This is a genomic window from Ekhidna sp. (genome assembly GCF_965247405.1).
Lineage (GTDB): Bacteria > Bacteroidota > Bacteroidia > Cytophagales > Cyclobacteriaceae > Ekhidna.
Genome location: NZ_OZ252014.1, coordinates 2,763,371 through 2,778,743, shown reverse-complemented (window position 1 = coordinate 2,778,743; position 15,373 = coordinate 2,763,371). Strand labels below are relative to the sequence as shown.

Genomic DNA, 15,373 nt, shown 5'->3' with positions numbered 1-15,373 from the left:
CCTTATCTCCCAAAATTTCCAATTACACGCAACAAACATTCCTTTACTGTGTGAATCTATGAAGGTGATCAAATCAGAGCACCTGATATATGTAGACAGTGGACTATCTTGTGATACGTTCAATATCCTATACATCACACATCCCGAGCTTTCGAAAAATGAATTAGATGAAGCGTTAACCTATTACAAAATTAACAATCTGGATTACTGCATCTGGATCAATCAGGAGAACTTAAGCCCCCAGGTAAAATATGCCTTCAAAGCACTCGATATTGAAGAGCAGGCCAGTGAGGTCGGGATGGGGTTAGCGCTTGATACATTTCAACCCATCGAAGATGCAAGGCATCAAAACATTAAAAAAGTAAAAATCAATGAGCAATTAGAGACCTATGCTAATGTCATCGCAGAAAATTGGTCGCCTCCGGATCAGGATGTTTTGCAGTATTACGACCTCACTTCGAAGCACTATCTTAACCCTGCCAATCACATTCAACTACTTATTTACTACCACGAAGGACAACCAGCTTCATGTGTTGAGTTATTCCCAACAGATGAAAACACCATTGGTTTCTACGGTTTTGCTACATTAGAAAAATATAGAGGGCGTGGAATTGGAACCACCCTTTTAACTTTTGCATTAAATAGAGCAAAGGAACTGGGCTATAAAAACGCCATCCTTCAGGGAACCGAAGACGGCTTGAACATTTATAAAAAAATGGGGTTCAAAGATTATAGCACCTATTATGAATTTGCGTAATGGTCATCGATAAAAACCATATCTACCACATCCTTGAAAACGTCACCGACCCGGAGATTCCGGTCATCTCGGTACGTGACCTGGGCATCATACGAGATGTACTCATCACAGATGATTTTGTCGAAGTGATCATCACCCCTACCTACTCCGGCTGCCCTGCCATGCTGGAAATCGAAAAGAACATCCACAATGCCCTGAAAAAAGAAGGCATAGAGCATTTCAAGATCTCTACGGTTCTCTCCCCTGCCTGGACCACCGACTGGATGACGGAAAAGGGGAAGCAAAAACTCAAAGAGTACGGAATCGCCCCGCCCAACCCCACTGCTCCGGAGAACATCAAGTGTCCTCAATGTGGCTCAAAAAACACCGAGCTCGTTAGTGAGTTCGGCTCTACGGCCTGTAAGTCGCTTTTCAAGTGCAAAGACTGCCTGGAGCCCTTTGATTATTTTAAGTGTCATTAAAGCTCTTCTCTCCTTTTTCCTTGATGAAAAAGAAGGAAAAAATCAAGGCTATGAATCCTTCGCTAAAAAATTGAATTGCTTGCGTAAGCAAAACCAAACCTCGCCTCCTGCGTCGGCTCAAACAGCGGTTTTGCAATACATTCCGACTTTATTCAATTTTTATTCACGCTCATGATTCAAGGCCCTTAGTAATTTTGCATAGCCCTTGGCTATGGAAAGCACATCTCCTAATCGCCGGAACGGCGATACCGGCAAAATCACGTGTGGGCCTTGAGGGCAAGCTGGATTGATTTTGTCGTGATCTTTTTGCTTCGTTTTTGCATCTAGGCAAAAATGAAGAGCCTCCCCGGCTTGAGGGGTTAAAGAAGAAAGCCCAGCCGGCTCGAGGCGGATCAAAACTACAAATCTTTTAACTTCGCAAATCCAAACATTACCCACATGTCAGACACCCTTCAAATAACCAAAAAAGACACCCTTGGCATCCTGACCTTCAACCGTCCGGATGTCTTCAATAGCTTCAATAAAGAACTGGCTATGGCCGTGCAAAAGGCGCTGGATTCCTTCGCTAAGGATGATACTGTTCGAGCGATTATGCTTACCGGAAACGGCAAAGCATTCTGCGCGGGGCAAGACCTGCAGGAAGCCATCGCCGACAATGGACTGGAGATCGAGCGGATCGTAGACGAACACTACAACCCGATCATCAAACAAATCCGTACCATTGAAAAACCGATCATAGCAGCTGTTAATGGTGTGGCTGCTGGTGCTGGTGCAAACATCGCACTGGCATGTGATGTGTGTGTTGCAACAGAGTCATCTGCCTTCATCCAAGCCTTCAGTAAAATCGGATTGGTGCCTGACAGTGGCGGAACGTTCACGCTTCCACGTATCATTGGATTTGGAAAAGCCTCTGCCTTGATGATGCTGGGCGACAAGGTATCCGCATCGGAAGCAGAGCAGATGGGCATGATCTATAAAGTATTTAGCGACGATGCATTCGCCGAAGAAGCAGAAAAGATTGCACAGAAACTGGCCAACATGCCAACGAAAGGGTTAGCCTATACCAAGCACCTGCTGAACCAGTCGTTTACGAATGACCTGAACCAGCAGCTGGAACTGGAAAAAGAGTGGCAGTTCAAAGCCACTGAAACATACGATTACAAAGAAGGTGTTCAGGCCTTCATTGAAAAACGAAAACCGAATTTTAAAGGAGAGTAATGCCAAAATTAAGTGTGATAGGAGCCGGCACCATGGGGACCGGCATAGCGCAGGTTGCTGCCACGGCCGGATGGGACGTGGTGATCAACGATACTAATTCTGAGATCCTGGAGAAGTCATCTTCCAGCCTGGTCAAGGTGATGAACCGACTCGTGGAAAAAGAAAAAATCGATCAGGAAACCGCTGACAAGATTTTAGGTCGAATTGACTTTACAGAAGATCAGCAGTTTTTTGAAAACTCGGACCTGGTGATCGAGGCGATTGTTGAAAATCTGGAGATTAAGCAGAAAGTCTTTAAGGCAGTCGAAGAGATCGTACGGGAAGACACGATCATCGCTTCCAACACCTCTTCCCTTTCACTTGCCTCCATCGGTTCAGCATTGAAAGACCCGTCAAGATTTGTAGGTATCCACTTTTTCAATCCTGCACCATTGATGCCCTTAGTGGAGATCATCCCAGCGGTACAGACCGAAGATAAAACAACGCAACAAGCCAAGAACTGGGTTGATAGCTGGAAAAAACTGACCGTACTCGCAAAAGATACGCCGGGCTTCATCGTGAACCGAGTGGCACGACCATTTTACGGGGAATCGTTGCGCATGTACGAGGAAGGAATAGCCGATTTTGCTACGATCGACTGGGCGATGAAAGAGCTGGGTGGATTCCGCATGGGGCCGTTTGAGCTAATGGATTTCATTGGAAACGACATCAACTATACGGTGACCGAAACCGTGTTCGCTTCGTTCTTCTACGACCCACGCTACCGACCGTCATTTACCCAAAAACGCATGTCAGAAGCCGGATTCCTGGGACGCAAGTCAGGCCGAGGCTATTATGACTATACTGAAGGCGCAGTAAAACCGGAACCGAAAAAGGACGAGAAACTAGGACAAGCTATTCTCGATCGCACACTCGCTCTGCTGATCAATGAAGCGGCAGACGCCTTGTTCCTGAACATCGCCAGCAGAGAAGACATTGATACCGCCATGACTAAGGGCGTGAACTACCCGAAAGGCCTGCTCAAGTGGGCCGATGAAAAAGGCATTGATTGGTGCGTAGAGAAAATGGATGCGCTGTACGATGAGTACCGCGAAGACCGCTACCGGTGCAGTCCGTTGTTACGGAGAATGAAGGAGGAAAATCAGAGATTTTATGGTTGACTTATTCCCCTCCTTGGAGGGGTTAGGGGTGGGTAAGTGAATGATTTTAATCAAAAAGACATTTTAAATGAAAGCCCCCTCTCACTCCGAAACGTCGGACCGCTACCAAGAGGAGTCTATAGGAGTCTTTTTTGAATAAAATTTGAGATAGTTTTAAAGCAAATCATGCAAACCAAACCCGAAAAAATAGTCGTCGAGATGATGGCCAACGACTCCTTCAGTCAGTGGCTGGGAGTAGACGTGCTCGAGGTACGGGAAGGCTATGCCCGGATCAAAATGACCGTGCGAGAAGAAATGCTCAACGGTCACCGTGTAGCACATGGAGGCATCTCTTTTTCACTCGCTGATTCTGCTTTTGCGTTTGCCTCGAACTCCCACGGACAAAAAGCGGTTTCCATTGAAACGTCGATCAACCACATCAAACCGATTTTCGAGGGTGATGAGCTGATCGCCACCGCTGAAAAGGAAAGCATCTCCAAAAGCCTGGGGCAATATATAGTGAGAGTGACGCGTGGAGATGAATTAGTGGGGTTGTTTAAAGGAGTGGTTTTCCGTAAACAAGAAGAATGGGACGTGGGTTGAAAAGACTGTTGACTATCGACTGACGACTAGATACTAGAAAAACATGAACATACAGATACCTGATCACATCGCCGCAATCAAAAGCTACCAGCCAGGCAAAACCATCCCACAGCTGAAGGAGGAATACGGATGGGAAAAGGTCGCCATCCTCTGGAACAACGAAAACACGCTCGGCTACTCGCCCAAGTCCAAGCAGGCAGTGATCGATGCGTATGAGTCCATCAACTACTACCCTGACCCGGTCTCCCGCGACCTGAAAGCCGCCCTGGCCAAACGGTACGGCAAGTCGGAAAACCAAATTTTTATGGGGAATGGCTCGGAATCTGTGCTCATGCACGCCATCCGCGCGATGTGCACCGGAGAAGATGAGTTCCTTACCTCCGAAGGAGGCTTTGTGATCATCTACAACTGGGCACGTATCAACAATGCGCGGTGTGTGGCCATGCCGATGACCGACAACTACGCCTTTGACCTGGAAGCCATCAAAAGCCGGATCAACCGCAACACCAAGGTGATCTACCTCGCCAACGTCAACAACCCGACCGGCACCATGATCACCCAGCAGGAGCTCGACAGCTTCATGCAGCACGTGCCCGACCACATCCTTGTGATCGTGGATGAAGCCTACTTCGAATACTCCGAGGCGCTGCACCCCGACTTCCCCAACTCCCTCAAGATGGACTACCCCAACATCCTGACGCTGCGTACCTTCAGCAAAGCCTACGGGATCGCCGGCGTACGACTCGGATTCGGGATCGGGCATGAAAAGATCATCGATGCGCTCAATAAGGTGAAGCTCACCTTTGAGCCCACTGCGCTGGCACAGGCCGCAGGTATCGGCGCGCTACAGGATACCGCCTTCCTCAAAAAATCCATCGACAACAACACCAGGCAGCTCCAATACCTCTACAAGGAATTCGACCGGCTCGGCATCCGCTACGTCCCCTCCTACGCCAACTTTGTGATGACCGTCTGGAAGGACAAAGACGAAGTAATGAAGGTCTTCAACGCGCTCATGGAACGCGGCGTGCTCGTACGCCCACTCTACGACCCCATCAGCCACTGCATCCGCATCTCCGTCGGCCGCCCCGAAGAAAACCAGATGTGCATCCAGGCATTGGAGGAGATTTTATAAATCCCCCTCCTTCCCAAGATCTACCGCACCCCCCTTTTTAAAAGGGGGAATCCAACAAGAACGCATTCTCCTTTCAGGACAATTCCCCCTTAACAAAGGGGGTTAGGGGGTTGTAAAAGCGCTGGCAGGGGGATGTTAGACCCTGACTGCTCCGCGACGGAACAAATTCAGGGTGACGTTCTAGTTAATAGGCAGCTTATAAACATTAGATGTCATGCTGAGGAACGAAGCATCTCATCCAATGACAAAGATTCTTCGCTGCGCTCAGAATGACATGCTAGGTTTATTCGCAACAAACAAAATATGATGTGTCATGCTGAACGAAGTGAAGCATCTACAAAATTCTTAAGAGAGAAAAATCCCATTCCACCTCCACCCTCATCCGGACTGTCCGCTCGTACACGGTATCCGCTCCCATCCCGTCTAAATCGCAAATGGATACGCCTTGATAATAACTCAACACATCTTTAGTTAAACCTCTTATTTTTTCGCATTAAACTGAATAATTCTTATTTTGTGTTCAATCACCACAAGGACAAATGGCTAAAGATTTATTTGCAGCTCCATTTGACGATGGAACCAAAAAGAAATTAGAGATTTTCAGAGAGTATCTTAAGTCTTGGCTTCCAACCTTTACTCAAAGGCGTGAACTGATATGGAAGCATATACTTATATATGATTTTTTTTCTGGTGAAGGGATGGATTCAGAAGGAAACTCTGGAAGTCCTCTCATAATATTGGAAGAGCTAAAAGAGCATCATGAAATAATCAAGAAGAGAAAATTAATAGTTAGAGTAGTTCTAAATGAAAAGGTGAAATCTAAATTCAAAAAACTATGCGCCAATACAGAAGATTTTTTGAAGGACGTTCCCTACCATCATATCAGAGAAAATAGAGATTTCCAGGAATACTTTGCTGAGTTATATCCAAAAATGGCTAATCATAAGAGACTTCCTAGGCTAATTTTTCTGGATCAAAATGGAATTAAGCATATTACTCCAAATATTTTTAAGAGCCTGATAGCGCTAAAGACCACAGACATTATTTTCTACATCTCATCATCATATCTGAGAAGATTCAGTGAATTACCTGAGTTCAATAGATATATTAAAATAACCAAATCAAAATTTGACACTTCTAGACCATATCATAGTCATCGAATTGTATTTGAATATTATCAGGATTTGGCAACCGGAAGTGATTATTACTTAGCGCCGTTCTCAATTAAAAAAGGAGCCAATGTTTATGGCTTAATATTCGGAAGCAATCATTCTCTTGGTATAGAAAAATTTTTGAAAATTGCATGGAAGCTTAACTCCAATAGTGGTGACGCAGATTTTAATATAGACGAAGAAGCATTTTTAGAAACAAGACAAATGTCAATTTTCATGGAAGAAAATATGCCAAAAAAATTGACTCTTTTTGAGAATAATCTCAAGAAATACATTTTAAATGGTGACTTAAAAACAAATAAAGAAATCTATAATTATACTTTCGAACAAGGTTGTTTACCAAAGCATTCAAATAAGGTGATTCGTCAATTAATAAGGGAAGAAAAGATTGGTCCGTTAAAAACTAGTTATGAAAATATACACAGATTGGAGGTTGATAATATTATATTGAAATGAGTAGCAAATCAAAAATTGAATGGACTGAAATGACATGGAATCCTACCACAGGATGCGACAAGATTTCTCAAGGATGCAAATTCTGTTATGCAGAAATTATGTCAAGGAGATTAAAGGCAATGGGAGTCGAAAAGTATAGGGATGATTTTGAAGTGACAATTCATGAAAAAGAATTGGAAACGCCTTATAGATGGAAAAAGTCTAAGGTTGTTTTCGTTAATTCAATGAGTGATCTTTTCCATAAAGACGTTCCCCTACACTTCATACAAAGGGTCTTTAAGGTAATGAGAGATAATCCACAACATGTTTTTCAAGTTCTAACTAAACGTGCAGAGAGACTTGCTGAATTGGACAAATACATAAAGTGGACCCATAATATTTGGATGGGAGTTTCAGTTGAAGACCAGAAAGTTGAACATAGGATAGATTTATTGAGGCGGACTAATGCAAGAGTAAAATTTCTATCTTTAGAACCATTGATTGGACCTTTACCTAATTTAGAATTAAGAAATATTGATTGGGTTATCGTTGGAGGTGAAAGTGGGTTTAAACCCAGACCAATGAAACCTGAATGGGTTCTAGATATTCAAGACCAATGCGAGAAATTAGGAGTGGCCTTCTTCTTTAAACAATGGGGTGGTTTCAATAAAAAGAAAAATGGAAGGTCATTAAATGGCAGAACATATGACGAAATGCCAGAAATCGAAATTATAAATCAACTTTGATCCTAAAGTAGATCTATAATTAAACTTTTAAGGATACATATTATTAAAGAATGGACATAGTAAGAGGAGCATATGACAAACCCATATCAACTGAAAAACTGATTAGGTTAGTAGAAGCAATTGGAATCCCTGAAGGCGTGCTTTATACGGGTTATCCAATAATAGGTGCTCTCAACAGTTCATCTCTTGATGCTGCTCTAATCTCTCCATCACATGGTATGATATTGTTTGATATTGTGGAGGAGGCGGAAACATCGGAACGTGAAGAGATTAGAGATAACTTATTTAATGCAATGGTATCCAGACTTATTAGCATTAAAGGACTTAGTAAACGAAGGGGACAATTAGATTTTGACCTAAAAGTTCTTACATATGCTCCAGCATGGCCTAAGTCAATAGAGGAAAGTGAGGAACTAATAATTAATGATCAAACCCTCAGCAAGTTTATTGAGGATTCAGTAAGTGATGTCAATAAAGCGCTTTACCCTAAAATTCTTGAAGCAATTCAGGCAATTACTAAGCTTAAGCAGCGTCCTTTGAGGAGTGTCGCTAAAGAAGATTCCAAAGGTGCAATTCTTAACAGAATAGAAAAATCTATTTCAAATCTTGATAGAAATCAAAGTCAAGCTGTTGTAGAAACTGCATTAGGAATACAGAGGATAAGAGGCTTAGCTGGATCAGGAAAGACAGTGATTCTTGCTTTAAAAGCTGCTTATTTACATGCTAAATATCCAGAATGGAAAATAGGAGTTACATATTATACAAGATCATTAAAAGAGCAATTCTATGAGTTAATTACAAAATTTACGATCGAGCAAAAAAATGAGGAACCAGATTGGACCAAGATCAGGTTAATGCAAGCTTGGGGAAGTCCTAGTAATGAGGGTTTCTATTATCACTTTTGCAAAATCAATAATGCTAATTATCACACCTTTGATAGTGCTAAGAGAAAGTACAAAACAAACGATGATTTAATTGGAAAAATCAGTGCTGAAGCAATTGATAAAGTTAAATCTCCTAAAAGTGATTTCGATGTAATTCTCATTGATGAAGCTCAAGATTTTTCAGAATCATTTTTAAAACTCTGCTATTCTCTTCTCAAAACATCTGACCCAAGAAACCCAGCAAACAGGCGTTTAGTGTATGCCTATGATGAACTCCAAAAGTTGAATGAATTATCACTAAGAAGTCCAAAAGAAATTTTTGGTAAGGAAATCGATTTTGAGAATAATCCAGGTAAACCTAAGCAAGATGTTATTCTAGATGTGTGCTATAGAAATAGTGCTCCAGTTCTTGTCTCAGCTCATGGGTTAGGCTTTGGGATATATAGGGAAAGAACGCAGTTAGATGAGTCTAACCTTGTAACAATGTTCCAAGAAAAAGAATTATGGGAAGATGTTGGTTATGAGGTTGTAGGAGGAAATCTTGAACTTGGAAATTATGTTGAGCTTGCTAGGAGTGAGAAAACAAGTCCTGCATTTCTCACTTCAATAGTACCTAGTGAGGAGATCATCCAATTTCATGATTTTCAAAATGCCGCAGAACAAAATGATTGGATTGCTGACCAAATAGAAATCAATTTGAGGGAAGATGAGCTTGATTATAAAGATATTATAGTTATTCACCCTAATGCACTAAAAGCTAAAACCGAAACTTCAGATATTAGAGGACTCCTTATGAAAAAGGGAATTAACTCTCACCTGGCAGGGGTAAGCACTTCAGCAGATGATTTTTTTATTAATGATTCAATAGCCTTTACAAGCATCTATCGCGCAAAGGGTAATGAAGCTTCAATGGTTTATATCATGAATACTAATTACTGCTTTGGAGGTTGGGCGTTGATAATGAAAAGAAATACATTATTCACAGCCATAACAAGGAGTAAAGGATGGGTTAGAGCTTGTGGATTTGGTGATTCAATGAAAGGATTGGTTGCAGAATTCGAAAGGGTGAAAACTAATGGATATCAATTAAAGTTTAATTACCCAACCAAAGAGCAGATGGAGCATTTAAATGTCATTCACAGACAGCTAAGCGGCGAAGAAAGGAAGAGCATTGAGCAAGGACAAATTGAACTGAAGGGCTTAGTTGAAAAGCTAGAATCTGATCAGATTAAAATTCAGGATTTGACAAAAGAGGATTTGGAGAGACTTAAAAAGTTGCTGAATGACGCTCAATGAGACATATCAGGAAATAAATAATATTACCCTAAAACTTGTTGAATTTTCCCTTTCAATTCAACAAAATTTTCCCTTTAGAAGTGGTAGTAACATTGAATGCAAGGAAAATGGTAGTGTTAGTGCTATTTTAAAAAACATTACCTACCAAGAAAAATATCAAGTCCTAGATAAAGACAAGAATTTCAATATTAAACTAATTGACGGAGCATTAATACAATTCATGTATTCCTTCAATAGTACTGGTAGAACTTTATTAAGACATAGATTAGCATATTTTCCAGCTCCGCACCTGGAGAACTATGAAGATGATCCTATATCATATGAAGAGGATTATTTTGGAGGATCTGAATTCCATGATGTTATTGAGGATAACATAGTTAAATCACCTATACGTTTCGATTTTGAATCAAATGAAACAATTTATAAACCAGTAGACCATCCCTATTGTCATCTACATGTAGGTGAATATAATACTTGCAGAATACCAGTAGTTCACCCTTTAACACCATCTGAATTTATAAATTTTATTCTGAGAAATTTTTACAATACGGCGTTAAAAGAATACTGTGACGATTATAGCTTTCCAATTTCAAGACATGGTTTTGAACCCACAATAGCCGATGAAGAGAAAAAACTGATCTATATTTCGTGTGATGCATCATAACATCGGTAGCTACATTATCCACTACCCCTGTCTGGCGCAAGCGTCCGCTGCTTTTAAAGAGATGAATGGTTCCCTTAGGGCATAGAAACATCCCCCTGCTAACGCTCGGTCCCTGCACACCCCCTTCCAAGGGGGAATAGATCCTTCGCTGCGCCTGCCTTTGTCGGTAGACAGGCTCAGGATGACATCAAAGGTGTTCTGTTTTACCTTACCTCTCCCTCCATCCCCTTGCGAACGACCAAGGAGTGAGACTTGGGGATCTCACCAACAGTAGCATTGAGATTCCCATGACTTGGGCCCCTGCGGTTGCCCTCCCAAGGGAATAGCGGCCTGGCTCGAATATGGAATGTACCTTAACATTTTGAGCATGATTTTATTTCTATGCGTCATCCCGGATTTATTCCGGGATCTTCGGTGAAGGAAGACATCCCCCTGTTTACACTCGGTCACCCCCTAACCCCTCAAGGGGAAATGTGTGGCTGCAGGCGAATAATTACTCCTCGCGGTGACGGAACTTGTTTTTTTCAAAAATCAGTAGCTTTATAGAGTAACACTAACCTAAATTATTATGACAGCTAAAAATCGAGTACTGGCGACCCTGGTGGGGTTTGTGGTATTATTCCTTTTGGGATGGCTTTTTTATGGAATCCTATTGATGGATTTCTACGAAACAAACAGCGGATCAGCGTCCAATGTAATGCGTGCAGAAGAGGATATGATCTGGTGGGCACTCATCCTGGGCAACTTATTGCAGGCCTATTTTCTCGTTTACATCTTCAGTAAATGGGAGGGCATTGACACGTTTGGTAACGGATTCAAAGGCGGAGCAATTATTGGCTTGATCCTTGGTTTGGCCATGAACTTAACAATGTATGGTACATCAAACATGATGAACCTTACCTCTGCCCTGGTAGATCCGATTGTTTCTATGGTCATGATGGGCATCACCGGTGGTGTCATCGGTGTGATGCTGGGAAGGAAATAGCGAGACGGTACCAGACAAACTTGTTAGCCCGAATGTATATTCATTTGGGCTTTTTTTTATTCCTTCATACCAGCCGTGAATGAAAATGTTACCGTCATCGCGATCCGACGAAGGAGGAGAAGCGATCTCATTCTTTATTGACCTGCTCTATGATGAGACTGCTTCGGTTGAGAAAAACATCCCCTTGTTTACACCTGGTCACCCCCTAACCCCCTCAAGGTGGAGTAGATCCTTCGCTGCTCTCAGGATGACATGCTGGTTATGAGTAGGAAATAAAAAAATTAAGTCACCCTGAATTTATTTCAGGGTCTATGCAATATAGATGCTTGATCAAAGTATGAAGACTCTGACTGTTCCACGACGGAACAAGTTCAGAGTGAATTTCTGTGATGGGACTGCTTCGGTGGAGAAGACATCCCCCTGCTTACCCACGATCCCTTCGCACCCCCCTTCAAAGGGGGAATACCCCGCGTTTTATTTGCTGCCGCCACGCGGCTTTACTCCTCTCACTGCCTCTGCGGTCCAGGGGTTGTCGGGCCAGTGGTGCTTGGGGTAGCGGCCTTTCAGGTCTTTACGCACCTCAAAGTAGGTTTCGTTCCAGAAGTTCTTCAGATCAGATGTCACCTGCACGGGCTTAAAGCCGGGAGAAAGCAGGTGGATCAGCATGGGTGTTTTTCCATCATTCACCGTTGGTGTTTCCGCCATGCCAAACAGCTCCTGGATTCGGGCGGCCAGCACAGGTGCTTCGCCATTGTCTCGGTACATGATCTTGATGTTAGATCCGCTAGGCACCTCCATTTTAGCAGGCGCCAGCCGGTTCAGTTCCTGCTGCCGATCATAAACCATCGCGTGGGTCAGCACCCCCACCAGGTTTATCTTCTTAAGCTCGTGCGGTTTCTTCACATCGTTCAAATACGGTCCCAGCCACTCTTTGTTGGTCAGCAGTAAGGTGTCGGTGCTGTAGTCGACCCAGCCTTCGGTGGGTCGCCATTTGCGCAGGCAACCCACGCGATTTTGCAACTGCTCAACATCCTCATTCCAGTCCAAGAGTGTGCGCCCCTCCTTCTTGATGGCATCCACAATCGCTTCTTTCAACCGTGACGGATCCGGATCGGGGAGCGGTACGGATTTCAATACGATACTTCCAATCCGAAGGTCTTTGCTGGCATTCAAACCTCCATCATCGGTATCCCACTCGATCACTTCTACTTCTTTCACTCGAGAAGCCAAATCTTTTGGGTTGAGCGGGGCAGCCATGAAGATCTTACCCATGCCGTCCCGTGCATCCAGGTTGGCAATCGCCAGCCACTGCTCGTGGGCCAGGTCGTCACGATGACCTGCCATGGCGATGCGTCCGTTGGCGAGCTTAAACTGGGCGTTGTTCCCAGGCCTGTTGTGGGCGATGCGTTCGGGGAACGCATGTGTGATCAGCAGCCCTGTCTCGTACGGGTCAAAATGATCGTTATCAGCTTCTGCATCAAACAGCTGCCGGTAGGATTGTGCAATCTTCTCGATCCGATCAAAACGACCACCTTTTCGGTTTTCCCTTCGGTGGGTGCGCAGCGCTTCAATGCGGTTATTGATGTCAATACCGGCTTCTTTGCCGAGTGGGTCACGTTCTTCGAGCAGGGCTGCAACATCAGCAGCCAGCGGCACCAGATCTTCTTCTTCCGCCATCAGCATCATGTGTGCCAGTCGTGGGTGACACGGCAGTCGATGCACCGCCTTACCATGTTCCGTGATTCGCCCGTTTTCTAGTGCTTCCAGCTCATGCAATGTTTGCACGGCTGCCTGCCACGCCCCTCTCGGTGGTGGCGACAGCCACGTCAGACTTAAAGGATCCATCACACCCCAGCTGGCCAGGTCAAGTGCCAGTCCAGAGAGGTCGGATTCTAAAATCTCCGGTGTGCGGTGTTCCTGTAAGCGTTCGTCTGTCGCTTTGGACCACATGCGGTAGCACACCCCCGGACTCAATCGACCGGCACGTCCCGCTCGCTGATCGGCAGAGTCCTTGGATATCTGTACCGTCTCCAGTCGAGACAGGCCTGATTTAGGATCCCATTTCATCGTTCGTCCAAAACCTGTGTCCACCACAATTTTCACCCCTTCGATGGTTAAACTCGTTTCGGCGATGTTGGTCGCCAGCACTACCTTACGTCGGCCATCCCGGTCTGGGAGGATAGCTGCTTTCTGCTTGTTGTAGGGCAGCTGCCCGTATAGCGGATGGATGGCAAAACCTCTCAATTTTGGTTTGAGAATATCTGCACATTTGGTGATCTCACCCTGCCCAGGCAGAAATACCAGGATGTCGCCTTCATGCGCTTTAGATGCTTTGATGATGGTATTGGCGGTCATCTCGGGGATCATGAACTGGTCTTGATCTCCGACGTGGATGATATCCACCGGGTATTGGCGTCCTTCGCTTTCCACCACGGGAGCTTTCAATGACTGGATGAGTTGTGGCATGTTCAGTGTGGCAGACATCACCAGAATCTTTAGATCTGGGCGTAGTACTTGCTGTGATTCCCTACAGAGTGCCAATGCCACATCGGCATGGATGCTGCGTTCATGGAACTCATCGAAGATAACCAGTCCGACTCCTTCGAGGGAATTGTCGCCATGCAGCATGCGGGTTAGAATTCCCTCCGTCACCACCTCGATTTTGGTGTTCTCGCTGACCTTATTTTCAAACCGGATGCGATAGCCGATGGTGTTCCCTACCTGCTCTCCCAGTAGTTCAGACATCCGCATCGCAATGGATTTAGCTGCCAGTCTTCTGGGTTCGAGCATGATGATTTTTTGATCCTTGAGCCAGGCTTCTTCCAATAGCGCCAGTGGCAGCAACGTACTTTTACCTGCACCCGGAGGGGCGTGCACGATGAGCGTGTTTTCTGCTGCAAGCTGCGCTTTGACATCTTCCAGGATGTCTACTATTGGTAGGTCGATGGATTTTGGATCGAATGGCATCACGCAAAACTAGCATTCATCTTTTGTCATTTCGACGATAGGAGAAATCTTTAAATTTATTCCCTAGGATGAATAGGTAATTTCATTGTTTTAGTTCCTTTTTTCTTGATAAAAAAGGAAGAAAAAATCAAGAAAGTTTGAAAGCTATCAGCCCACTAACCAAGCGCTGGCCCGCCAAACTTTCATTCCAGCCCTCCTTCATGTATAAGTCGCCAAGGAGTAATAATTGAATATCTATGGACTTGAAGTCGAAGCTAAGCTGGTATTTTAATTTAATATCATTTGACCTGTCTGGGATAGGTAGGCGATCAGACAAATTCTAAGGATTGAACGTATATCATGGTATCAATTCTTGCAAAATAGACGGGATGGGAGCGGGTACCGTGTACGAGCGGACAGCCCGAATATCAGTAGATGTGGAATGCTGCTTGTTCTCTCCGAAATAAAAAAAAAGGCACAAGCCTTTGCCTGCACCTTATAAATAGACACGGTTGTATGAAGTAAGTTATTCTTCTTTTGATTCTAATGCTCTTGTGATGAAAAAGCCTACCACCAGCCCAAGTCCACCAAAAATGAACAACATCGATGGGATCATGACATCTTCATTCATATCCATTGAAATTGCCAGATAATTACCAAAGAATATACCCGCTCCTATGCCCATGAAAAGCAATGCAATGTTTAGGATAAACTTGGCGATGGAAAACTTAGAACCTTTGGTATTGAACAGAGATGCCTCCACTCCTTTCTCTATAAGTGCCAGTCGTTCCTTATTTCTGGTGGTCAAAAACACATAGGCTATGCCGAAGATGGTTCCGAAAAACGCTAAAAATGAGATTAATTCTTCCATGTGTATAAATTAAATTGTTACTGATTTACCTCCTTTGACTACTACTTGTAAAATCAGGTTA

General features: G+C 43.9%; 14 protein-coding genes. 11 read left to right on the top strand and 3 right to left on the bottom strand.

All coding sequences use genetic code 11. The features are described from left to right. Nucleotides 1-58 precede the first annotated feature (58 nt). From ACP14Y_RS12620 to hisC, 6 genes are all read left to right on the top strand, one after another. Complete coding sequence (locus ACP14Y_RS12620) at nt 59-757, top strand: GNAT family N-acetyltransferase (protein WP_424963320.1); 699 nt, start codon at nt 59-61, stop codon at nt 755-757. Further along, nucleotides 757-1,218, top strand: a complete 462-nt coding sequence (gene paaD / locus ACP14Y_RS12615) for a 1,2-phenylacetyl-CoA epoxidase subunit PaaD (RefSeq protein WP_424963319.1) — start codon at nt 757-759, stop codon at nt 1,216-1,218. Before ACP14Y_RS12620 ends, paaD begins: the two co-directional genes overlap by 1 nt. A 438-nt stretch (nt 1,219-1,656) precedes the next feature. Beyond that, the gene (locus tag ACP14Y_RS12610) at nt 1,657-2,436 is read left to right on the top strand and encodes an enoyl-CoA hydratase-related protein (protein WP_424963318.1); all 780 of its coding nucleotides are present in this window, start codon (nt 1,657-1,659) and stop codon (nt 2,434-2,436) included. Next, complete coding sequence (locus ACP14Y_RS12605) at nt 2,436-3,596, top strand: 3-hydroxyacyl-CoA dehydrogenase NAD-binding domain-containing protein (protein ID WP_424963317.1); 1,161 nt, start codon at nt 2,436-2,438, stop codon at nt 3,594-3,596. Before ACP14Y_RS12610 ends, ACP14Y_RS12605 begins: the two co-directional genes overlap by 1 nt. 198 nt (nt 3,597-3,794) lie before the next feature. Next, nucleotides 3,795-4,178, top strand: a complete 384-nt coding sequence (paaI, locus tag ACP14Y_RS12600) for a hydroxyphenylacetyl-CoA thioesterase PaaI (protein ID WP_424963316.1) — start codon at nt 3,795-3,797, stop codon at nt 4,176-4,178. Between the two features lie 43 nt (nt 4,179-4,221). Continuing rightward, nucleotides 4,222-5,313 (top strand): histidinol-phosphate transaminase, encoded by a 1,092-nt coding sequence (gene hisC, locus ACP14Y_RS12595; RefSeq protein ID WP_424963315.1) that lies wholly within the window; start codon nt 4,222-4,224, stop codon nt 5,311-5,313. Nucleotides 5,314-5,624: 311 nt separating this feature from the next. Here hisC and ACP14Y_RS12590 read toward each other — a convergent pair whose 3' ends face one another. Then, nucleotides 5,625-5,747 carry a hypothetical protein gene (locus ACP14Y_RS12590; RefSeq protein ID WP_424963314.1) on the bottom strand — a complete coding sequence of 41 codons (123 nt, stop codon included), beginning with the start codon at nt 5,745-5,747 and terminating at the stop codon, nt 5,625-5,627. 105 nt (nt 5,748-5,852) lie between these two features. Here ACP14Y_RS12590 and tcmP point away from each other — a divergent pair, with 105 nt between their 5' ends. The 5 genes from tcmP to ACP14Y_RS12565 all read left to right on the top strand — a co-directional run bounded on the left by tcmP (nt 5,853) and on the right by ACP14Y_RS12565 (nt 11,495). Beyond that, nucleotides 5,853-6,941, top strand: coding sequence for a three-Cys-motif partner protein TcmP (gene tcmP / locus ACP14Y_RS12585; protein ID WP_424963313.1), 1,089 nt, complete (start codon nt 5,853-5,855; stop codon nt 6,939-6,941). Then, on the top strand, nt 6,938-7,666 hold the full coding sequence (locus ACP14Y_RS12580) for a DUF5131 family protein (protein WP_424963312.1): 729 nt from the start codon (nt 6,938-6,940) through the stop codon (nt 7,664-7,666). The genes tcmP and ACP14Y_RS12580 overlap by 4 nt, the downstream gene beginning before the upstream one ends. Nucleotides 7,667-7,716: 50 nt before the next feature. Then, nucleotides 7,717-9,846 (top strand): DEAD/DEAH box helicase, encoded by a 2,130-nt coding sequence (locus tag ACP14Y_RS12575; protein WP_424963311.1) that lies wholly within the window; start codon nt 7,717-7,719, stop codon nt 9,844-9,846. Continuing rightward, nucleotides 9,833-10,510 carry a DUF2290 domain-containing protein gene (locus ACP14Y_RS12570; protein WP_424963310.1) on the top strand — a complete coding sequence of 226 codons (678 nt, stop codon included), beginning with the start codon at nt 9,833-9,835 and terminating at the stop codon, nt 10,508-10,510. Before ACP14Y_RS12575 ends, ACP14Y_RS12570 begins: the two co-directional genes overlap by 14 nt. A 568-nt stretch (nt 10,511-11,078) precedes the next feature. Then, nucleotides 11,079-11,495: a DUF1761 domain-containing protein gene (locus ACP14Y_RS12565; RefSeq protein WP_424963309.1), complete on the top strand. Its 417-nt coding sequence runs from the start codon at nt 11,079-11,081 to the stop codon at nt 11,493-11,495. A 474-nt stretch (nt 11,496-11,969) separates the two neighbouring features. On the opposite strand, the gene hrpB is transcribed toward ACP14Y_RS12565, so the two are convergent. Together hrpB and ACP14Y_RS12555 are read right to left on the bottom strand one after the other, a co-directional pair. Then, a complete protein-coding gene (gene hrpB, locus ACP14Y_RS12560; protein WP_424963308.1) occupies nt 11,970-14,462 on the bottom strand; it encodes an ATP-dependent helicase HrpB in 2,493 nt (830 codons plus the stop codon). A gap of 505 nt (nt 14,463-14,967) precedes the next feature. Then, entirely contained in the window at nt 14,968-15,312 is a 345-nt protein-coding gene (locus ACP14Y_RS12555) for a DUF6249 domain-containing protein (protein ID WP_424963307.1), read from the bottom strand. Nucleotides 15,313-15,373: the final 61 nt, after the last annotated feature.